Below are 19,551 nucleotides of genomic sequence, written 5' to 3'. Positions count from 1 at the left end.
CGCGGCGGGAACCCCACGACGGCGGGCCGCGGGCATCGGCCGGCTCACACCGAGCCGCGGGTCAGTGGGCGGCCGCGCCGACCCGGGCCAGCCGGTCGAGGAGGAAGACCTCGGTGCCGGCCAGGCCGGTGGAGCAGAAGACCGAGATCTGGTCCGCGCCGGTCCGGCCCGGGACCGCACCGGCCAGCACCGCGCCCAGGTCGCGCAGCCGGTCGGCGTACGGGTCGACGGCGGCGAGCATCGGCGGGGCGTACGCGGCCGCCTGCGCGGGCGAGTCGGTGACCAGCAGGTCGGCGGCGTCCAGCAGGTCGGGCCCGAACTCGTGCCGGTCGACCTGCTTGAAGCCGACCGTGTTCACGTGGGTGCCGGGGGCCAGGTCGGCGGCGTCCAGCACCGGGCAGGTGCTGGTGGTGGCGAGCACCACGAGGTCCCGGTCGCGCACCGCCGCGGCGGCCGAGTCGACCGCGCGGGCCGGCACGCCCAGTTCGGCGCGGACCCGGGCGGCGAACGCCTCGCGCCGGGCCGCCGAGCGGCTGTGCACGGTCACCTCGCGCAGCGGCCGGACCGCGGCGGCGGCCCAGACCTGGGTCCACGCCTGGCGGCCGGAGCCCACCACGCCGAGGGTGGCCGCGTCGGGGCGGGCGAGGGCGTCCACGGCCACCCCGCCGAGCCCCCCGGTGCGCCGCGAGCCCAGCTCCTCGCCGACCGCGATGGCGCGTACCGCTCCGGTGCCGGCGTCGTGCAGCACCACGAGCTGCCCGCTCTCCGGATGCCCGAACGTGTCGTACGAGCGGAAGCCGTACCACTCGCCGGTGAGGTGCCCGGCCGTGAGCACCATCCGGCCGCCGCCGAGCGGGGCGGACGCCCGGGGCGGGGCGATGAGCCGACCCTCGTACGCGGCCAGCAGCGCGTCCCGCATGGCGGCGACGGTGAGCGGGGCGTCCAGGGCGGCGGCGACGTCCTCGTCGGAGAAGAGCACGGTCATGCCGACCATCCTGCAACCTGAAGTTCGCGTTAACTCCAGCGATGGTGGGGTTTGTCACCGCAGCGGACCGCCGGCCCCGGCGGTGCTAGCGTCGGATCCGGCGGCCCCGTGCCGCCCCGGACGAGTGGTGGGCGTACCCGGTCAGGCCAAGACGCCCCGTGTGACCGCCCGTCCCGGCCCCGGTGGCCGGGCCCGTCCCGCTCAGAGGTGACCCATGGCCTGGCTCGTGCTGGTGCTCTCCGGACTGCTGGAAACCGCGTGGGCGATCGCCCTCGATCGCAGCGCCGGCTTCACCCGCCCACTCCCCTCCCTGGTCTTCGTCGTCGCGCTGGTGGCGAGCATGGCCGGCCTCGCGTACGCGCTGCGCGACATCCCGGTCGGCACCGGCTACGCGGTGTGGGTCGGCATCGGTGCGGTCGGCACGGCCCTGATCGGCATGCTGGCGCTGGGTGAGTCGGCCAACCTGCCCCGGATCGCCAGCCTGTTGCTGGTGGTGGCCGGCGTGGTCGGTCTCAAGCTCTTCCACTGAGCGACCCGCCGGCGTCCCGTTTGGACGGCGTGCCGCCCGGGGTATCTCCTCTCCGCTTCACCCGAGAGGAAACCCACCGACGGAGGACATCATGGCCGACATGCCCGCCAGCACCCGACCCCGCAGCAACGCCGCCCGGATCTGCACGATTCTCGGTTTCGTCTTCGCCGTCATCGCCATCTTCGTGCCGTTCCTCGGCATCGTCGGGCTGATCCTCGGCATCGTCGGCGCGGTGCTCGGCGACAAGCCCCTCGGCTGGTACGCCGCCGTGGCGAGCGTCGTCGGCGCCGTTCTCGGCATGGTGATCGCCGCGGCGATCCTGAATTCCTGACCGCGCCACCAGCGCCACGAGGGCCCCGCCGGATCCCGGCGGGGCCCTCGTCGTGGTGCAGGCCTATTCCTCGCCGCCGCGCAGGCCGACCAGGACCTCCTCCAGCTCGTCCGGCTTGACCAGCACGTCGCGGGCCTTGGACCCCTCGGACGGGCCGACGACACCGCGGGTCTCCATGAGGTCCATGAGGCGGCCCGCCTTGGCGAAGCCGACCCGCAGCTTGCGCTGGAGCATCGAGGTGGAACCGAACTGCGAGGTCACCACCAGCTCCACCGCCTGCACCAGCAGGTCCAGGTCGTCGCCGATGTCCTCGTCGATCTTCTTCTTGCTGTCCTGCGCGGGGGCGAGCACGTCCGGACGGAAGTCCGGCTCGCGCTGGTCCTTGCAGAACTTCACCACGTCGTGGATCTCGCGTTCGGTCACCCAGGCGCCCTGGATGCGGACCGGCTTCGACGCGCCCATCGGCAGGAACAGCCCGTCGCCGCGGCCGAGCAGCTTCTCGGCGCCGGGCTGGTCGAGGATGACCCGGGAGTCGGCCAGGGAGGAGGTGGCGAAGGCCAGCCGGGACGGCACGTTCGCCTTGATCAGGCCGGTGACCACGTCGACCGAGGGGCGCTGGGTGGCCAGCACCAGGTGGATGCCGGCGGCGCGGGCCAGCTGGGTGATCCGGACGACCGAGTCCTCCACGTCGCGCGGCGCGACCATCATGAGGTCGGCCAGCTCGTCCACGATCACCAGCAGGTACGGGTAGGGCCGCATCTCCCGCTCGCTGCCCGGCGGCGCCTTGATCTCGCCGTTGCGCACCTTGCGGTTGAAGTCGTCGATGTGCCGGACCCCGTTGGCGGCGAGGTCGTCGTAGCGCATGTCCATCTCGCGGACGACCCACTCCAGCGAGTCGGCCGCCTTCTTCGGGTTGGTCACGATCGGGGTGACCAGGTGCGGGATGCCCTCGTACCCGGTCATCTCGACCCGCTTCGGGTCGATGAGCAGCAGCCGCACCTCGTCCGGGGTGGCCCGGGTCAGGATGGACACGAGCAGCGAGTTCAGGCAGGACGACTTGCCCGCGCCGGTCGCGCCCGCGATGAGGATGTGCGGCATCTTGGCCAGGTTGGCCACCACGTAGCCGCCCTCGATGTCCTTGCCGAGCGCCACGACCATGGGGTGGTGGTCGCTGGTGGCGGCCCGCGACCGCAGCACGTCGCCGAGCGCCACGTTCTCCGGGTCGGTGTTCGGGATCTCCACACCCACCGCGCTCTTGCCCGGGATCGGGCTGAGGATCCGCACGTCCGGCGACTTCACGGCGTACGCGATGTTGCGGGAGAGCTGGGTGATGCGCTCGACCTTGACGCCCGGCCCCAGCTCGACCTCGTAGCGCGTGACGGTCGGGCCGCGGGTGAAGCCGGTGACCGCGGCGTCCACGTCGAACTGCTCGAAGACGCCGGTCAGCGCGGCGATCACCTCGTCGTTGGCCTTGCTCCGGGTCTTCGGGGCGGCACCGCTGCCCAGCATGTTGGCCGGCGGCAGGGTGTAGTCGCCGGCCAGCCCGGTGAGCGCGAGCTGCTCGGCGCGGGTGGGCAGCGGCGAGTGCTCCGGGGGCTCGACCGGCTTGCGGCTGGCCGGCACCTTCTTGCGCGGCAGCACCAGGGTGTCCTGCAGGTCGACGCCGTCGAGCTCGTCGTCCGGGTCCAGCGGGTCCAGCGGCGGCGGGAGGCGCTTGGCCGGCCGCTTGCGGGCCGGCTTCGCCGCCGCCTCCGCCTGGGTCTCCTCCTCCGCGTCGGGCGGGGGGACCAGGCCGGCGCGCAGCCCGAGCCGTTCCGGGATCTTGTTGATCGGGGTCGCGGTGATCACCAGCAGCCCGAAGACCAGCAGCAGGAGCAGCAGCGGCATGGCCACCCAGGCCGTGACCGCCGACTTGAGCAGGTTACCCACCCCGGCGCCCAGCAGGCCGCCCGCGTAGTCGCGCTGGACCTCGTCGACCGGGTCCTGTCCGATGTGCAGCATGGCCGCCGTGGCCAGCAGCATCGAGCCCCAGCCGACCAGGCCGCGCCCCCGGTGCTCGGGATCGGCCGGGGTGCGCATGAGCCGCCAGGCGCCCACCATGAGCAGCACCGGCACCACGATGGCGATCGCGCCGACGAAGAGGCGGGCGGTGTCCGCGAGGTGCCGGCCCACCGGCCCCGCGCCGCCGGACCAGATGCCCACGGCGCTGAGGATGGCCAGGCCGAACAGGAGCAGCCCGGCGCCGTCGCGACGGTGCTCCGGGTCCAGCTGGCGGGTGGTGGCGGCCTGCCGACCGGCGGCCCGGAACGCCCAGCCCACACTGTGCGCCAGCCCCATCCACAGCGCACCCACCGCCCGGCCCACGAACGCGGCCGGGCTCGGCCCGCGCGCCGGGCGCCGCCGGGGCGCCGCCCGGGTGGCCTTCTTGGCCGGCTGGCGGGCGCGACTGTTCGTGGTCCCGCGCGGCGACGCGCCGCGCCGCCGGCTCGCCTGAGAGGTACGGCCCGCCATAGAGTCACCGTAACGGCGGGACCCGGCAGATCGCCGCTTTTCCGGGTCGTGTCCGCGCGTCGCGGCACGGATCCGCCGCCGGTTGTGTTATTCGCCTCAGAAGGGATGCCCTCATGGCGTCGCCGGAGATCGAGGACGGTCCGGACGGCCCCCTGGCCGGACACCCGCAGACGCTGCGACCGCTGACCCGCGAGCTGATCGCCGCCGTGCTGGCAAACCGGGGGTACGCGGTGGCCGAGGACGCCGACGGCGACCTGGTCGGCCGGTGGGGCCACAGTCTCATCTGGTTCTACCGGCGCGGCACCGCCGGGGAGCTGCTCCAGGTGCGCACCGTCGCGGCACACCGGTTCGGCATCGAGCGGGTGCCGGACCTGCACGCCTTCTGCAACGCCTGGAACCACGACCGGCTCTGGCCCAAGGCGTTCGTGCACGTCGCCGACGACGGGCTGGCCCAGATCTGCGGCGAGGTGACCACCGACCTGGAACGCGGGGTCACCCCGCACCAGCTCGACCAGCTCGTCGACTGCGGCGTCTCCACCGGCTGCCAGCTCGCCGCCACCGTGGCGGACCTGCCCGGCGGGACGCTGCGATGACCACCTTCCGGGACCGGGGGCTGGCCGACGCGCTCGCCGACGCCCGGGACCTGCCCGACGGCGAGGCCCGCTGCGCCGAACTGGAACGGATCGCCGCCCGGGCGGACGCCACCGGCGACCCGCGCACCGGGCTGGCGGCGCGGTTCGCGCTGATCGAGGCGTACCTGCAGCTGGGCGAGCGGTGGCGGATGGTGGAGCCGGTGCGCCGGTGCGTGGCCACCGTGGACGCCCGGCCGGAGCTGCTCGACGGCCGGCCCGGCGAGGCCGAGCGGCTGCGACGGCACCAGCGACAGGCCGTGGAGGCGCTGTTCGGCACGCCCCGGGTGCCCCTGGACCAGGGCCGCTCCCTCCTGGACGATCTCGCCGACCGGCTGGGCCCGCACGCCGGGCCGGTGGCCGAGCTGCGCTGCCGGCTCGCCGACCACCTCGGCGACGAGCCGGCGGCCCGCCACGAGTACGACCACTGGTCCGCCGCCGACGCGTCCCACCCGGTGGCCGGCTGCCCCGGCTGCGCACCGGCCCGGCGCGCCGAGCTGCTGGCCGGGTGGGGCGAGCCGGCGGCCGCGCTGGCCGCGCTGGGGCCGGCGCTGGACGGCGAGCCGGCCTGCACCGACCAGCCGGAGCGGGCCCTCGCCGCGGGGCTGCTGCCCTGGCTGCGTACCGGCGAGGCGGCGCGCGCCGCGCGGGCGCACGTGCGGGCGTACCGGCGACACCGCCGCGAGCGGGCCGCCTTCCCGCAGCTCGCCGCGCACCTGCGGTTCTGCGCGCTGGGCGGGCACCTGGCGCACGGGCTGGACGTGCTGGCCGAGCAGCTGCCCGGGCTGGACCACCCGGCCGACGACCTGTCCGCCATGGAGTTCGCCGCCGCCGGCGCGCTGCTCTGCGGGCTGGCCGTCGAGGCCGGTCTCGGCGGACGGCGCATCCATCGCCCCGGGCACGGGCCCCGGCCGGCCGCCGACGTGGACGTGGCGACGCTCGCCGGCCAGCTCCAGTCCCTCGCCACCACGCTGGCCGGCAGCTTCGACGCCCGCAACGGCACCGGCCACCAGTCCGGCCGGATCGCGTCCTGGCTGGCCGAGCGGCCGCTCGCCGAGCCGGTGCCGCTGCCCGCCGAGGACGAGATCCCCGACGACGACCCGGCCGAGCCCGGGTCGCCCGGCGAGGAGGAACCGGCCCCGCTGAGCCTGCGCATGCTCACGGCCGCCCTCGACGCGCGCGGCGACGCGTACCGGGTGGAGCCCGACGGCACCGTGGTGGGGCGCTGGGGCGAGGCGGTGGTCCAGTTCCGGCGGCTCGGGCCGCAGGGCGAGGTGCTGCACGCGCGGGCCGTGGCGCTACGCCGGCTGCCGGCCGACCGTCGCGCCGAGGCGTACGCGTTCTGCAACGCCTGGAACCACGACCGGCTGCTGCCCGCGGCGTACGTCCACGATCCGGGCGACGGGACGCTGCTGCTGGCCGCCGACGTCACCACCGATCTGGCGTACGGGGTGGCCCGCGCGCAGCTCGTCGTGCTGGTCACGTCGGCGGTCAGCACCGGGGCCGCGTACGCCGAGGCGGTCGCGGCGCTGCCGTGAGCCCGGACGTGGCGCGGCCCCCGGCCACCGGGCGGTGGTGGACGGGGGCCGCGGTCCGGTGCCGCCGGGAGCCGGCCCGGCGGCGGGTCAGCGGGCGGAGAACGCCAGGGTGTACTCGCCGGCGCCGGCCAGCCCGACCACCCGGTAGCGGTAGGCGCCGGCCGGGGTGTCGGCGGTCAGCCGGGCGAGCCCGTCGGCGCTGGTCGCGCGGGCCACGGTGCGGAACGCGCTGCCGGTGAAGCGTTGCAGCTCCAGCACCACCCGGGCGCCCTCCGGCGCGGACACGCACGCCTCCTGGGCGCCGCCGGAGACCCGGAAGAAGCGGCCGTCCGGCTGGACCTGCGCCCGCCCGGCGGCGATCCGGCCGGTCCGGCCCACCTGCCCGGTGCAGTCCGTCGCGTCGCCGGCCGGCGGGGTGGCCGGCGCGGTGCTCGCCGGCGGGGCGGTGGCGCCGCCCCCGGCCGGTGGTGCCGAGGGCTGGCCGTTCGCGGTGACCAGGGTCAGGTTGTTGCGCTGGAGGATCTCGTTGACCGGCTGGAAGAAGGTCACGCCGCCGCGCGTGCAGTCGCCGGAGCCGCCCGAGGTGACGCCCTGCGCCTGGTCACCGGAGAGCCAGGCGCCGCCCGAGTCGCCCGGCTCGGCGCAGACGTTCGTCCGGGTCAGGCCGGTGACCGTCCCCTCCGGATAGTTCACCGTGGCGTTCTTCGCCTGGATCACCCCGCAGCGGGTGCCGGTGGTCGAGCCGGAGCGGCACACCGAGGCGCCGACCGGGGCCTCGGTGGAGCCGTTCACCGGCACCGTGCCGCCGTTGAAGTCGTTCACCACGCCCTGCGGCGTCCACTGCCCGTTGACCTCGACGACGGCCCAGTCGTCGCCGGGGAATGAGGAGGCCGCGAACGTGCCCTGGGCGACCCGGTTCGCGCCCGCGGTCCGGTCCCCCGGCCGGCCGCAGTGCCCGGCCGTGACGAAGCCGCCGACCACCGAGAAGCCGACCGAGCAGCGGCCGGCGTCGTTGATGAAGTACGCGTCGCCGCCCCGCACGTCGAACAGCGGGCGGGGCGCCTCGTCGGCGGTCCGCACCCGGACGGCACCGGCCGGCACGCCGCTGGCCTGCGCGAACCGGCGACCGGCCGCCTCCGCCCCGGGCTGGGCGACCACCACGACCGAGTTGGCGGCCACGTCGACGTACCAGCCCGCGACGTCGGGGGTGGCCTCGCCGCCGGCCGCGTCGAGGCGGGTCTTCACGGCGTCCAGCTCGGCGACCCCGCGGTCGACCCGCTTCGGCACCGCGCCCACGGCGGTCACCCGGGCCGCCTGCGCGGGGTCGGCCACCGCCACGTTCAGGGTCGTGCCGTCCGCGCCGAGCCAGCTGCCGCCGTAGTCGGCGCCCAGTTCGCCGCGGAGTTTCGCCACCGTGCCGGACGCCCACCGCTCGGTCTTCAGCCGCCGCACCGCCTGGTCCCGGGTGAGCGAGAGGTCGCGGCTCAGCGCGTCCAGCACCTCGGGCGCGACCGCGTCGGACGCCGCCGGGGCGGCCCGCCGGGTCGCCGGGTTCTCGCCGGCGAACGACGGCAGGGTCACCGCCGCCGCCGTGCCCGCCGCCGCCACCAGTACGGCGATGGCTGTCATCCGTCTGCGGTCCATCCGCCACGCTCCTCCCGGCCGGCGCGGGGTACGCCTGCCGGAGCGGAATACGGAGACGGGCGCCGATCGGTTGAACGCGAGCGGCCAGCATCGACGGAGCGCGTCGGGGCGTACCCGGAGAGCGACGACGCCGGCCCACCGCGGACGGTGGACCGGCGTGCGGAGCCGGCGTGGGTCAGACCTCGACGACCGTCGGGACGATCATCGGCCGGCGGCGGTACGCGTCGTTGACCCAGCGCCCGACGGTGCGCCGGACGATCTGCTGGAGCTGGTGCGGGTCGGTGATGCCGTCCGCGGCGGCCCGGTTGAGCGCCTCGGTGACCAGCGGGACCACCGGGTTGAACGCCTCCGGGTCCTCCGAGAAGCCCTTCGCCGAGACGGTCGGCCCGCCGACCACCTTGCCGGTGACCGAGTCGATCACCACGGTGGTCGCGATGAAGCCGCCGTCGCCGAGGATCCGACGCTCGGTGAGCAGCGACTCGCTCACGTCGCCGACCGCGAGGCCGTCGACGTAGACGTAGCGGCTCTTCACGTGGCCGACCAGGCTGGCCCGACCGTCGACCAGGTCGACCACGTCGCCGTCCTCGCAGAGCACCACCCGGTCCGGCGCGACGCCGGACTCGATGCCGAGCCGGGCGTGCGCCCGCAGGTGCCGCCACTCGCCGTGCACCGGCATGAGGTTGCTGGGCCGGGTGACGTTGAGCAGGTAGAGCAGCTCGCCGGCCGGAGCGTGACCCGAGACGTGCACCTTGGCCACGTCCTTGTGGATCACGTTCGCGCCGGCGCGGGCCAGCCGGTTGATCACCCGGTAGACCGAGGTCTCGTTGCCCGGTACCAGCGAGGACGCGAGCACCACGGTGTCGCCGGGGGCGATGGTGATGTGCCGGTGGTCGCCGCTGGCCATCCGGCCCAGCGCGCTCATCGGCTCGCCCTGCGAGCCGGTGGACATCAGCACGATCTGCTCGGGCGGCAGGGTCGTGGCCTCCTCCAGCCCGACCACCAGGCCCGGCGGAATGTTGAGCAGGCCCAGGTCGCGGGCGATGCCCATGTTGCGCACCATCGACCGGCCGATCAGCGCCACCTTGCGGCCGTGCTCGATCGCCGAGTCGAAGACCTGCTGCACCCGGTGCACGTGGGAGGCGAACGAGGCGACGATGATCCGGCCACGCGCCTTCGCGAAGATCGAGTCGAGCACCGGGCCGATCTCCCGCTCCGGGGTGACGAAGCCGGGGATCTCCGCGTTGGTGGAGTCGGAGAGCAGCAGATCCACGCCCTCGGCGCCGAGCCGGGCGAAGCCGGCCAGGTCGGTGATGCGGCCGTCGAGCGGGAGCTGGTCCATCTTGAAGTCGCCGGTGTGCAGCACCAGGCCGGCGCCGGTGCGGATGGCCACCGCGAGCGCGTCCGGGATCGAGTGGTTCACGGCGAAGAACTCGCACTCGAACGGGCCGAGCCGCTCGCGCCGGCCCTCGGCGACCGTCAGCGTGTACGGCTGGATCCGCCGCTCGGCCAGCTTCGCCTCGACCAGCGCCAGGGTGAACTGCGAGCCGACCAGCGGGATGTCCGGCTTGTGGGCGAGCAGGTACGGCACCGCGCCGATGTGGTCCTCGTGTCCGTGGGTGAGCACGATCGCCTGCACGTCGCCGAGCCGGTCCAGGATCGGGCCGAAGTCGGGCAGGATCAGATCCACGCCCGGCTGCTCGACGTCGGGGAAGAGTACCCCGCAGTCCACGATCAGCAGCTTGCCGTCGTACTCGAAGACCGTCATGTTCCGGCCGATGGCGCCGAGTCCGCCGAGCGGGATGATCCGCAGGCCGCCCTCCGGCAGTGGCGGGGGCAGCTCACCCTCGATGTGCGCCTCGGTCACGCGTCACCTCATTCTGCGACGCCGTCGCGCGGCGTCCGTCGTGTCGTTCGATCATTCGGGCAGGGGCAGGCCCGCGGCGGCGCAGTCGGCGCGCAGCTGGGCCAGTTCGTCGCTGGTGGCGTCCACCAGCGGCAGGCGTACCGGCCCGGCCGGCAGGCCCTTGGCCGCCAGGCCGGCCTTCACCAGGATCACGCCCTGGGTCCGGAAGATGCCGGTGAACAGGGGCAGCAGCCGCCGGTGCAGGGTGAGCGCCGTGGCCATGTCGCCCGCCTCGTACGCCTCGATCATCTGCTTGGTCTGCGCGCCCGTGAAGTGCGTGGAGGTGCCGACCACACCGACCGAGCCGACCGCCAGGGCGGGCAGGGTCAGGGCGTCCTCACCGCAGTAGAAGGCCAGGTCGCTGCGGGCCAGCACCCAGGAGGTGGCGGTGAGGTCGCCCTTGGCGTCCTTGACCGCCACGATCCGGCCGTGCTCGGCCAGCCTCACCAGGGTGTCGGTGGCGATCGCGGTGCCGGTGCGGTGCGGGATGTCGTACACCATGATCGGCAGGCCGCTGGCGTCGGCGACCGCGGTGAAGTGGCTCAGCAGCCCGGCCTGCGGCGGCTTGTTGTAGTACGGGGTCACCACCAGCAGGCCGTGCGCGCCGGCCTTCTCCGCCTGGGCGGCCAGCTCGACCGTGTGCCGGGTGTCGTTGGTGCCCACCCCGGCCACGATCCGGGCCCGGTCACCGACCGCCTCCGCGACGGCGCGGATCAGGGCCTCCTTCTCCGCGTCGGTGGTGGTCGGCGACTCGCCGGTGGTGCCGTTGAGTACCAGCGCGTCGTTGCCCTGCTCGTCGACGAGGTGGCCGGCGAGCCGTGCGGCGCCGTCGAGGTCGAGCGACCCGTCGGCGGTGAACGGGGTCACCATGGCCGTGATCAGTCGCCCGAACGGGCGCGACGCGCCCCGGTTCGCGGCGGCAGGGAGGTCGTGCGTCATGTTCACAACCTAGCGGACGACCACCGGGGCCCCGGCGGCGAAGGGCGACGACTCACTCGGCGTGCGGAGACGCCGCCACCTCGGTGCCGTCGGGAAGCGTGGAGATCACGAAGTCGGCGAAGACGTTCGGCGCGACGCCCTGGAGCTGCCGCAGGCACTCCACGGCCAGCTCGCGGATCTCGACGTCGGCGTGTTCGGTGGCGCGCATCTTGATGAAGTGCCGCCACGCCCGGTAGTTGCCGGTCACCACGATCCGGGTCTCGGTGGCGTTGGGCAGCACCGCGCGGGCCGCCTGCCGGGCCTGCTTGCGGCGCAGCGTCGGGTTGGGCTCGTCGGTGAACCGGGCCTCCAGACCCTCCAGCAACTCGGTGTACGCCCGGACCGCCGCCTCGCTCGCCTCGACGAACCTCTTGTGCAGCTCCGGGTCCTCGGCGATCACCGCGGGCTCGACCATGGCCGCGTCCCGCTCCGGGACGTAGCGCTGGGAGAGCTGCGAGTAGGAGAAGTGCCGGTGCCGGATCAGCTCGTGGGTGAAGGACCGGGACACCCCACTGAAGTAGAAGCTCACGGAGCCGTGCTCCAGCACGGACAGGTGCCCCACGTCCAGGATGTGCGCCAGGTAACCGGCGTTCGTCGCGGTGGCCGGGTTCGGCTTCTTCCAGCTCTGGTAACAGGCCCGGCCGGCGAACTCGGCGAGCGCCTGACCGCCCTCCGCGTCGGTCGACCACGGCACGTCGTCCGGGGCCTGGAACTGGGTCCACGCGATCAACTTGACCTGGGGCTGCACCATCTCCGGCATTCCTGCGACTGTAGTGGCCCCTGGGCCGGTCGCGAAACTTGGGCGCGCGGAGGTGAAGCGGGGCACCAGCTGCGAATCTTGGACACTTCCCGTCCGCTCCGAACGGCAAGTGTCCAAGATCTCGGCGGCCCTCCGGCGGCGGGGGCGGTGCGTTCGGGGGCGGTGCGTTGGGGGGCGGTGCGTTGGGGGGCGGTGCGTTCGGGGCCGGTGGGTTCGGGGGCGGTGCGTTGGGGCGGGGTCTCTTGCGGCAGCCTGTCGAGCTGAGTCGGTGCCGACATCATGCCCGAGGTGATCGATGCGCGATGAGGCTCGGACGCTCGTCGGGCACCGCGGCCTCACCGGGCCGCAGCGGGCGCGGCGCGGCGTGCGGGCGCGGCGTGCGGGCCGCGGTGAACAAACCGCGGCGTGCGGGCCGCGGTGAACAAGCCGCGGTGAACGGGCCGCGGTGAACGGGCCGCGGTGAACGGGCCGCGGTGAGATCTTGGAGAGTTTCCGTTCGGTCTGGACAGAAACTCTCCAAGATTCAGCGGCGGACTGCTCGCTGGGGCGTTTGCGGGCGGAGGGCGGCCCAGCGGTCAGCGCGAGTGGCAAGCCCGCCGTGACATCACCGACGACTCAGCTCGAAAGGCACGCAGGCGCAGGACAACGACCCGGCGCTGAGCCTCCTGAACGGCCGGCTACTCGATGAGGCCGTCCAGGCGACGGAGGACAGGCGACGAGTCGGCGGGGAGCGGGCGCGCACAAGACTGCGATGACATCACCAACCACTCAGCTCGAAAGGCACCCGGCGCAGGACAACGATCCCGGGGCTGCGCCTCCTGAACGGCCGGCTACTCCATGAGGGCCGTCCAGGCGACGGAGGACAGGCGACGAGTCGGCGGCGAGCGGGCGCGCACAAGACTGCGATGACATCACCAACAACTCAGCTCGAAAGGCACGCAGGCGCTGGACGGCGACTCGGCCGGAGCGATTCCTGAACGGCCGCCGGCACGCCGAACGGCTTGGGGCAGGCTTCGATTTCCGGAAGCGCGAGAACCACGCTCAGGAACGCCGGGAACCACGATCGAGAGCCGGGAACCACCATCGGAGCCGGGAACCACCGTCGGAGCCGGGAACGACCGGCGGGAGCTGCGCGGGCGGTCAGACGTAGAGCGACGTGAACGGGGCCCAGGGCAGGTTGCGCGCCACCGAGAAGGCGAGCCACAGGGCCAGGAAGCCGCCGATCACCTTGGGGCTGATCCGCAGCTCGGGCAGCCGCCAGCCGAAGGCCCGGTTGCCCGCCCAGCTCACGAAGAGCCAGGCCAGGAACGGCAGCGAGAAGACGAACAGGAAGTGGTGCCGGGCGGCGGCGGGCAGGTCGGCGTGCAGCACGTACCAGAGGGCGCGGGTGCCGCCGCAGCCCGGGCAGTCCAGCCCGGTGGTGAGCTTGAGCAGGCAGGTCGGCCGCGCGTCCGGGTCACTGTGGGTGGGGTCGCTGAGCAGGGCGTAGGCCATGCCCAGGCCGACGCAGCCGAGCGCCGCGAGGGGCACCGCCCAGCGCGGAGCGCGAGCGTGCAGCCGCAGCACCAGGCGGGTGAACCGGTCCGGCTCGACCGCCGGGTAGGCCACCCCGGCCGGCCACGACCCGGGCGCCCCGTAAGCCCCGGCGGCATGCTCCGCGTGCGGCCCCACGGCATGCTCCGCGTGCGGCCCCACGGCGTGCACCGCGTGCGGCCCCACGGCGTGCACCGCGTGCGGCCCCACGGCGTGCACCGCGTGCGGCCCCACGGCATGCACCGCGTGCGGCCCCACGGCGTGCTCCGCGTGCGGGCCGGTGACGGTGGCGGGCGGTCCGGCCAGGGCCGGACCGGTGGGACCGGCGGGCGGGGTCGCCGAATGCGGGTCGGGCGCGGCGGCCGGCCGGTCAACGCTCGTCACGCGCTCACCGTACACCTGCCACGCCCACCAGGGCGGCGGCCAGCGGAGCGGCCAGGTCGCCGCCGGCGGGCGGGGCGACCGCGTCCAGGCCGAGCCAGCCGGCGAGGCGGTAGAGCTCGGCGGCGAGCGCCACCGCGGTCTCCCCCGGGTCGGCGCCCGGCTCCGCCCACGCGGCCGGCACCAGCAGCACGCCGGCCTTCCGGTCGGCCTTGAGGTCGACCCGGGCGGTGAGGCGTTCGCCCTGGAGGAAGGGCAGCACGTAGTAGCCGTAGACCCGCTGCGGCGCGGGCACGTAGATCTCGATCCGGTAGGTGAAGTCGAAGAGCCGCTCGGTGCGGCCCCGTTCCCAGACCAGCGGGTCGAACGGGCTGACCAGCGTGTTGCCGCGCACCCAGCGGGGCAGCCGGGCCTGAGCGTGCAGGTAGGCCGGCTGCCGCCACCCCGCCACGGTGACCGGGGTCAGCTCGCCGGCCTCGACCAGCTCGGCGATGGCCTGCCGGGCACCGGCGACCGGCAGCCGGAAGTAGTCGCGCAGCTCCGGCTCGGCGGCCACGCCCAGCGACCGGGCGGCGATCGCCACCAGCGTGCGGTGGGCGTCGGCGGTGCTCGGCGTGGGCGCGTCCAGCACGGCGGCCGGCAGCACCCGCTCGGGCAGGTCGTAGCGGCGGGCGAACGAGGTGGTGCGGTCGGCGGCGGTCACCTCGCCGGCCCAGAACAGGAACTCGAGCGCGCGCTTGACCGTGGACCAGTTCCAGCCCCAGTTGCCGGTCTCCCGGGGCGCGTCGTGCTCGATCTCGGCGGCGGTGAGCGGGCCCCGGGCGGCCACCTCGTCGCGTACCCAGGCGACCAGCTCGGGCTGCTCCTGGGCGATCCGGCGCATGCCGCCCCAGGCCTCGTCGTGGGCCTTGGCCATCCGCCAGCGCAGCGCCGGGTGCAGCCCCACGGGGACCAGCGACGCCTCGTGCGCCCAGTACTCGAACAGGTCGCGGGGACGCCGGTAGGCCGCCGTGTCGAGCAGGGTGGTCGGGTAGGGCCCGAGCCGGCTGTAGAGCGGCAGGTAGTGCGCGCGTTGCAGGACGTTGACCGAGTCCATCTGGATGAGCCCGACCCGGTCGAGCACCCGGCGCAGGTGCCGGCGGGTGGGCACCCCGGTGGGCGCCGGGTCGGCGAAGCCCTGGGCGGCCAGGGCGATCCGGCGGGCCTGGGCGAGGGAGAGAGATTCCGGTACGGCCATCGTCCGGGACCCTATTCCACCCGTCTGACACGACGACTCCAGGTCGCGGCGCGGCGTTAGACGCGCCGAGCTGGAGTTGTCGCAGTGCGGCGGCTGGACCGATGGCCCGGCGCGGCATAGAACGGACGGGTGGTCACCATCCGCCGGGAGGAACCGGACGACGCTGAGGCGATCGCCCGGGTGCACATCCGCGGCTGGCAGTCGGGGTACGCGGGGATCATGCCGGCCGAGGTGCTGGACCGGCTGAACCCGGCCGCCTGGGCGCAGCGCCGCCGGGAACTCGGCACGGCGGACCCGGAGCACCCCTTCACCACGCTGGTCGCCGAGGCCGACGGCACGATCGAGGGTTTCACCACCTTCGGGCCGTACCGGAACAACCAGGACCGCGGCGACCTCGACCCGGCGTACGGGGAGATCCTGGCGATCTACCTGGATCCGGCGCGGTGGGGCAGCGGGACCGGTCAGGCGCTGTTCGCGGCGGCCCGGGCCGGTCTCACGGAGCGGGGCGTGGCCGAGTACCGGCTCTGGGTGCTCGCCGGCAACGCCCGGGCCCGCCGCTTCTACGAGCGGGCCGGGCTGTCACCGGACGGGGAGGAGTCCACCTACGCGGTCCCGCTGCACGGCGGGCGGGACCCGGTCCGGCTCCTCGAGCTGCGCTACACCGCCCGGCTCGACGGCTGACCCGGCCGGCCCGCCCCGCTCGGCGGGGCCACCGCCGGTCGGCGTGGCCCAGTGCCGGATCGGCAGGGCGAGCAGCAGCGCGAGGCTGATCCACACGTAGGCGTTGCTGCCCAGGAACCCGTCGACGCCGGTGAAGTCCTTCTCCCAGGCCCAGACGATCCGGCTGATGAGGAAGGCGTACCCGATGAGCGCGGCGGCCAGCAGCAGGCGGCGCCGGCGGCTCCGGGCGGGGGCCGCCATGCCGTTGTCGACCAGCAGGATCAGCCCGGGCAGCAGCCAGACCAGGTGGTGCACCCAGGTCACCGGGCTGACCAGGCACATGGTGGCGCCGGTCAGCGCCAGGCCGGTGGCCTCGTCGCCGGCGGCCACCGCGGCCCGGGAACGCCAGCCCCAGACGGCCAGGGTGGCGAGGACCAGCGCGAGCCAGGCCACGGTGCTCGGGTGTTCCGGATCGAGCCGGGCCACCACCCCGCGCAGCGACTGGTTGGAGACGAAGGCCAGCTCGCCCACCCGGTCGGTGTTCCACAGCGCCTCGGTCCAGAACTCCCGGGAGGCGTCCGGGAAGAGCGCGGCGGCCGCCAGGGTCGCCGCGGCCGCCGCGCCCATGGCGGTGAACGCGGCCCGCCAGCGCCCGGTGACCAGCAGGTAGACGATGAAGATGCCCGGGGTCAGCTTGATCGCGGTGGCCAGCCCGATGCCCACCCCGGCCCACCGGTTGCGCGCCGGCAGCAGCCGGAGCAGGTCCACCGCCACGAGGAACAGCAGCAGCATGTTGACCTGGCCGAAGTTGACCGTCTCGCGCATCGGCTCGTAGGCGGCGGCGAGGCAGAGCGCCACCGCCAGGACGAACCAGCGGGTCCAGCCGGCGCGGCGGGCCACCGGGTCGAGCAGCCACCAGATCACCACGGCGCTGACCACCACGGTGGCGGCCACGCTCACGGTGATGGCCGCCGGCCACGGCAGGTACGCCATGGGCAGCATGACCAGCGCGGCGAACGGCGGGTAGGTGAAGCCGTACTGGGTGCCGCCCTTGAGGAAGTCGTAGATCTCGCCGCCGTCGTGCACCCAGAAGGTCAGCGCGCCGTAGTAGACCTTGAGGTCGAAGAAGCCGTGCCGCACGGCCGCCACCGAGAGGAAGGCGGTCACCGCCACGGCGAGCGCCACCACGGCGACGACCTGCGCGATGGCCCGCCTGGCACCCTGCGCCACCGTCGCCCTCCTCGCCCTGCGTAGGCTCTCGTGCCATGGCTCTCGGGTTCGTCCGCCCCGCGCGTCCGGAGGACGCCGGCGAGATCGCACGCCTCCAGCTCGCCACCTGGCGGGCCGCGTACCGCCGGATCCTGCCCCGGCACGTGCTCGACAACCTGGACGAGGCGTACCTCGCCCGGCGGTGGAGCGCGGCGGTGCAGGAGCCGCCCTCGGGCGCGCACCGCGTGCTGGTCGCCGTCGAACAGGCCGAGCAATCGTATCTGGTGGGGTTCGCCGCCTCCGGTCCGGCCGATGCGGAGGCGCTCGCGCCGGGCGAGCCGGCCGACGCGCTGGCCGACGGCGTGGCGGCCGTGACGGACCTGCTGGTCGAGCCGCGCTGGGGCCGGCGCGGGCACGGCAGCCGGCTGCTCGCCGCCATGGTCGACCACTGGCGGGAAGACGGCTTCACCCGCGCGGTGGCCTGGGCGTTCGACGCCGACGCGGCGACCCGGAAGTTCCTCACCTCGACCGGCTGGGAGCCGGACGGCGCGGGCCGCGCGCTCGACGTGGACGACATGCTGGTCCCGCAGGTCCGCCTGCACGTCGGCGTCCCCACCGAGCCGGCCGCCTGAGCCTGAGCCGGGGCCGGCGGTCCCGGCACGGGGCGGGACCGCCGGCCGCCGGTCAGCCCTTGTCGGCGCCCTCGTTCGCGCCGCGCACGAAGTAGCGCTGGAAGATCACGAAGAGCACCGCCACCGGGATGGTGGCGAGCAGCGCGGCGCCCAGCTTGAGCGGATACTGGGTGCCCTTGCCGAGCGAGCCGCTGACCAGGTCGGCCAGCCCGCGGGGCAGGGTGAACAGGTCCGGATTCTGCACCGAGACCAGGCTGTGCGGGAACTCGTTCCAGGAGCCCTGGAACGACAGGATCGTCAACGTGATGAGGGCCGGCCGGGCCATCGGTAGCACCACGGACCAGAAGGTCCGGAATACGCCCGCGCCGTCGATCCGGGCCGCCTCCTCGACGCTGACCGGCACCGACTCGAAGAACTGCTTCATGATGAAGACCCCGGCCGCGTCGGCGAGCAGCGGCACCACGAGGCCCGCGTAGCTGTCGTAGAGGCCGAGCTGCTTGAGCACCAGGAACTTCGGGATGAGCAGCACCACGCCGGGTACCGCCATCACCGCGATGACCGCGGCGAACAGCCCGGCCCGGCCGCGGAAGCGCAGCCGCGCCAGCGCGTAGCCGGCCAGCGAGTCGAAGAAGACCCGGCCGAGGGTGACCAGCACGGTGACGAGCAGCGAGTTGCCGAGCCAGAGCGGGAAGTTGGTGCCCGCGAAGATCCGCTCGAAGCCGGCCAGGGTCAGCGTGTCGGGCAGCGGCGACAGGGGGTTCGCCGCCGCGTCCGGCTCGGTCTTGAACGAGTTGCCGAGCTGGATGACGAACGGGTAGAGGAAGATCATCCCGAAGGCGACCAGGACCGCGTACCCGAGGATGCGGTTGACCCGGGCGCGTGGCCCGCGGTCGGCGCGGCGCGCGACGGGCGTCGCCGGCCGGTCGGTGAGCACGGCCATGTCAGGACCTCTCCGGTACGCGTCGCCGCCACCACCGGGCCCGCCGGGGCTCGTCCCGGTCGGCCATCACCCGGCGCTGGAGCAGGGTGAGCAGGATGATGATCAGGAACAGCACGAACGAGATGGCCGCGCCCGAGCCGTAGTCGAAGTCCCGGAAGGCGGTCCGGTAGGACAGGTACGCGGGGGTGAGCGTGGTCTTGGCCGGGTCGCCCTGGCTCATGACGTACACCTGGTCGAAGACCTGCCAGGAGCCGATCAGGCCGAGGGTGAGCACCAGGAACATGGTGGGCTTGATCAGCGGCAGGGTGACGTGGCGGAAGCGCTGCCAGCGGGTCGCCCCGTCGAGGGTGCTGGCCTCGTCGAGGGCCACCGGGACGTTCTGCAGCGCGGCCAGGAACATGAGCATGAACGTGCCCGAGGTGGTCCAGATGACCAGGCAGATGATCGAGACCATGGCCACGCTCGGCCCGGAGAGCCAGTCCCACCAGGTCAGCCCGAACGGGCCGCCGGAGGTGAGCGCGCCGGGCGGGGCGTCCACGCCGACGGCGCCGAGCAGCAGGTGCAGCACGCCGCGGGAGTCGGCGAACCACTCCGGCCCGTTGATGCCGAGGAGGCCGAGGAGCTTGTTGACCGCACCGGAGTTGGCGAACAGGAACAGGAACACCACGCTGATCGCCACGGAGCTGGTCACCGAGGGGAAGTAGAAGGCGCTGCGGAAGAAGCCCTTCCCCTTGAGCATCCGGTTGTTGACCACGAGGGCGAGGCCGAGGGCCAGCGCGGTCTGCACCGGCACGACGATGCCCACGTAGTACATGTTGTTGCGGATGCTGGTCATGAAGTCCCGGCGGGCGAGCCCGTCCTCGGTGAACAGCCGGGAGTAGTTCTTCCCGCCCACGAACGGCACGCCGCCGGTGAACGGGCTGCCCTGGCCGTTCCAGTCGGTGAGGCTCACCCACAGCGCCATGAGGATCGGCAGCAGCAGGAAGAGCCCGAGGATCACGATCACCGGCGCGACGAAGAGCCAGCCGGCGATGTTCTCGTTGCCGCGGATGCCGCCGCCGCGACGGCGTGGCGGCCGGGCCGGCGTGGTCGCCGGCGCTCGCAACGCTTCGGTTGCCATCTCGTCCCTCCCTCCTTGTCCACGGGAGCCG

The 19,551-nt window shown here is 74.1% G+C and carries 17 protein-coding genes and 1 riboswitch; of the genes, 6 read left to right on the top strand and 11 right to left on the bottom strand.

All coding sequences use genetic code 11. From position 1 onward, the window contains the following. Positions 1 to 61: 61 nt before the first annotated feature. On the bottom strand, positions 62 to 985 hold the full coding sequence (locus tag GCE86_RS01685; RefSeq protein ID WP_167537018.1) for an ornithine cyclodeaminase family protein: 924 nt from the start codon (positions 983 to 985) through the stop codon (positions 62 to 64). A 95-nt stretch (positions 986 to 1,080) separates the two neighbouring features. Then, a riboswitch (guanidine-III (ykkC-III) riboswitch) is annotated at positions 1,081 to 1,146 on the top strand. 53 nt (positions 1,147 to 1,199) lie between these two features. Here GCE86_RS01685 and sugE point away from each other — a divergent pair. Continuing rightward, positions 1,200 to 1,514 carry a quaternary ammonium compound efflux SMR transporter SugE gene (sugE, locus tag GCE86_RS01680; protein WP_154225260.1) on the top strand — a complete coding sequence of 105 codons (315 nt, stop codon included), beginning with the start codon at positions 1,200 to 1,202 and terminating at the stop codon, positions 1,512 to 1,514. Between the two features lie 91 nt (positions 1,515 to 1,605). After that, a complete protein-coding gene (locus GCE86_RS01675) occupies positions 1,606 to 1,845 on the top strand; it encodes a hypothetical protein (RefSeq protein WP_154225259.1) in 240 nt (79 codons plus the stop codon). A gap of 63 nt (positions 1,846 to 1,908) precedes the next feature. Here GCE86_RS01675 and GCE86_RS01670 read toward each other — a convergent pair whose 3' ends face one another. Next, positions 1,909 to 4,356, bottom strand: a complete 2,448-nt coding sequence (locus tag GCE86_RS01670) for a DNA translocase FtsK (protein ID WP_154225258.1) — start codon at positions 4,354 to 4,356, stop codon at positions 1,909 to 1,911. Positions 4,357 to 4,469: 113 nt separating this feature from the next. On the opposite strand from GCE86_RS01670, the gene GCE86_RS01665 reads away from it, so the two are divergent. Beyond that, a complete protein-coding gene (locus tag GCE86_RS01665; RefSeq protein WP_154225257.1) occupies positions 4,470 to 4,949 on the top strand; it encodes a type III secretion system chaperone family protein in 480 nt (159 codons plus the stop codon). Then, positions 4,946 to 6,523, top strand: a complete 1,578-nt coding sequence (locus GCE86_RS01660; protein ID WP_154225256.1) for a type III secretion system chaperone family protein — start codon at positions 4,946 to 4,948, stop codon at positions 6,521 to 6,523. The genes GCE86_RS01665 and GCE86_RS01660 overlap by 4 nt, the downstream gene beginning before the upstream one ends. Positions 6,524 to 6,610: 87 nt before the next feature. On the opposite strand, the gene GCE86_RS01655 is transcribed toward GCE86_RS01660, so the two are convergent. The 6 genes from GCE86_RS01655 to GCE86_RS01625 all read right to left on the bottom strand — a co-directional run bounded on the left by GCE86_RS01655 (position 6,611) and on the right by GCE86_RS01625 (position 14,959). After that, positions 6,611 to 8,167, bottom strand: coding sequence for a S1 family peptidase (locus GCE86_RS01655; RefSeq protein ID WP_154225255.1), 1,557 nt, complete (start codon positions 8,165 to 8,167; stop codon positions 6,611 to 6,613). A 175-nt stretch (positions 8,168 to 8,342) separates the two neighbouring features. Further along, positions 8,343 to 10,031, bottom strand: a complete 1,689-nt coding sequence (locus tag GCE86_RS01650) for a ribonuclease J (RefSeq protein ID WP_154225254.1) — start codon at positions 10,029 to 10,031, stop codon at positions 8,343 to 8,345. Positions 10,032 to 10,082: 51 nt separating this feature from the next. Continuing rightward, complete coding sequence (dapA, locus tag GCE86_RS01645; RefSeq protein WP_154225253.1) at positions 10,083 to 11,009, bottom strand: 4-hydroxy-tetrahydrodipicolinate synthase; 927 nt, start codon at positions 11,007 to 11,009, stop codon at positions 10,083 to 10,085. 52 nt (positions 11,010 to 11,061) lie between these two features. Then, the gene (gene thyX, locus GCE86_RS01640) at positions 11,062 to 11,799 is read right to left on the bottom strand and encodes an FAD-dependent thymidylate synthase (RefSeq protein WP_154230289.1); all 738 of its coding nucleotides are present in this window, start codon (positions 11,797 to 11,799) and stop codon (positions 11,062 to 11,064) included. A 1,149-nt stretch (positions 11,800 to 12,948) separates the two neighbouring features. Further along, positions 12,949 to 13,479: a DUF2752 domain-containing protein gene (locus tag GCE86_RS01630; protein WP_244317332.1), complete on the bottom strand. Its 531-nt coding sequence runs from the start codon at positions 13,477 to 13,479 to the stop codon at positions 12,949 to 12,951. Between the two features lie 250 nt (positions 13,480 to 13,729). Further along, a complete protein-coding gene (locus tag GCE86_RS01625) occupies positions 13,730 to 14,959 on the bottom strand; it encodes a winged helix-turn-helix domain-containing protein (RefSeq protein ID WP_154225252.1) in 1,230 nt (409 codons plus the stop codon). Positions 14,960 to 15,088: 129 nt separating this feature from the next. Here GCE86_RS01625 and GCE86_RS01620 point away from each other — a divergent pair, with 129 nt between their 5' ends. Further along, positions 15,089 to 15,640: a GNAT family N-acetyltransferase gene (locus tag GCE86_RS01620; protein ID WP_154225251.1), complete on the top strand. Its 552-nt coding sequence runs from the start codon at positions 15,089 to 15,091 to the stop codon at positions 15,638 to 15,640. Here the strand turns inward: GCE86_RS01620 and GCE86_RS01615 are convergent. Continuing rightward, a complete protein-coding gene (locus GCE86_RS01615; protein WP_154225250.1) occupies positions 15,539 to 16,849 on the bottom strand; it encodes a glycosyltransferase family 87 protein in 1,311 nt (436 codons plus the stop codon). The genes GCE86_RS01620 and GCE86_RS01615 overlap by 102 nt on opposite strands. Before the next feature lie 35 nt (positions 16,850 to 16,884). On the opposite strand from GCE86_RS01615, the gene GCE86_RS01610 reads away from it, so the two are divergent. After that, the gene (locus tag GCE86_RS01610; RefSeq protein WP_154225249.1) at positions 16,885 to 17,460 is read left to right on the top strand and encodes a GNAT family N-acetyltransferase; all 576 of its coding nucleotides are present in this window, start codon (positions 16,885 to 16,887) and stop codon (positions 17,458 to 17,460) included. A gap of 52 nt (positions 17,461 to 17,512) precedes the next feature. Here GCE86_RS01610 and GCE86_RS01605 read toward each other — a convergent pair whose 3' ends face one another. Beyond that, positions 17,513 to 18,400: a carbohydrate ABC transporter permease gene (locus GCE86_RS01605; RefSeq protein WP_154225248.1), complete on the bottom strand. Its 888-nt coding sequence runs from the start codon at positions 18,398 to 18,400 to the stop codon at positions 17,513 to 17,515. 1 nt (position 18,401) lies between these two features. Continuing rightward, complete coding sequence (locus GCE86_RS01600) at positions 18,402 to 19,520, bottom strand: carbohydrate ABC transporter permease (protein ID WP_154225247.1); 1,119 nt, start codon at positions 19,518 to 19,520, stop codon at positions 18,402 to 18,404. Positions 19,521 to 19,551 lie beyond the last annotated feature (31 nt).

Origin of the sequence: Micromonospora terminaliae (genome assembly GCF_009671205.1) — a bacterium.
GTDB lineage: Bacteria > Actinomycetota > Actinomycetes > Mycobacteriales > Micromonosporaceae > Micromonospora > Micromonospora terminaliae.
The sequence above is the reverse complement of the archived record's forward strand: the minus strand, read 5'-3'. Positions and strand labels throughout refer to the sequence as shown.

What these genes read in the sequence shown, in the direction of transcription:
- GCE86_RS01610 (WP_154225249.1), top strand. Translation starts at nt 16,885, where the DNA reads ATGGCTCTCGGGTTCGTCCGCCCCGCGCGTCCGGAGGACGCCGGCGAG.
- GCE86_RS01600 (WP_154225247.1), bottom strand. Translation starts at nt 19,520, where the DNA reads ATGGCAACCGAAGCGTTGCGAGCGCCGGCGACCACGCCGGCCCGGCCG.
- GCE86_RS01605 (WP_154225248.1), bottom strand. Translation starts at nt 18,400, where the DNA reads ATGGCCGTGCTCACCGACCGGCCGGCGACGCCCGTCGCGCGCCGCGCC.
- GCE86_RS01675 (WP_154225259.1), top strand. Translation starts at nt 1,606, where the DNA reads ATGGCCGACATGCCCGCCAGCACCCGACCCCGCAGCAACGCCGCCCGG.
- GCE86_RS01685 (WP_167537018.1), bottom strand. Translation starts at nt 985, where the DNA reads ATGACCGTGCTCTTCTCCGACGAGGACGTCGCCGCCGCCCTGGACGCC.
- GCE86_RS01670 (WP_154225258.1), bottom strand. Translation starts at nt 4,356, where the DNA reads ATGGCGGGCCGTACCTCTCAGGCGAGCCGGCGGCGCGGCGCGTCGCCG.
- dapA (WP_154225253.1), bottom strand. Translation starts at nt 11,009, where the DNA reads ATGACGCACGACCTCCCTGCCGCCGCGAACCGGGGCGCGTCGCGCCCG.
- GCE86_RS01665 (WP_154225257.1), top strand. Translation starts at nt 4,470, where the DNA reads ATGGCGTCGCCGGAGATCGAGGACGGTCCGGACGGCCCCCTGGCCGGA.
- GCE86_RS01655 (WP_154225255.1), bottom strand. Translation starts at nt 8,167, where the DNA reads ATGGACCGCAGACGGATGACAGCCATCGCCGTACTGGTGGCGGCGGCG.
- thyX (WP_154230289.1), bottom strand. Translation starts at nt 11,799, where the DNA reads ATGGTGCAGCCCCAGGTCAAGTTGATCGCGTGGACCCAGTTCCAGGCC.
- sugE (WP_154225260.1), top strand. Translation starts at nt 1,200, where the DNA reads ATGGCCTGGCTCGTGCTGGTGCTCTCCGGACTGCTGGAAACCGCGTGG.
- GCE86_RS01625 (WP_154225252.1), bottom strand. Translation starts at nt 14,959, where the DNA reads ATGGCCGTACCGGAATCTCTCTCCCTCGCCCAGGCCCGCCGGATCGCC.
- GCE86_RS01660 (WP_154225256.1), top strand. Translation starts at nt 4,946, where the DNA reads ATGACCACCTTCCGGGACCGGGGGCTGGCCGACGCGCTCGCCGACGCC.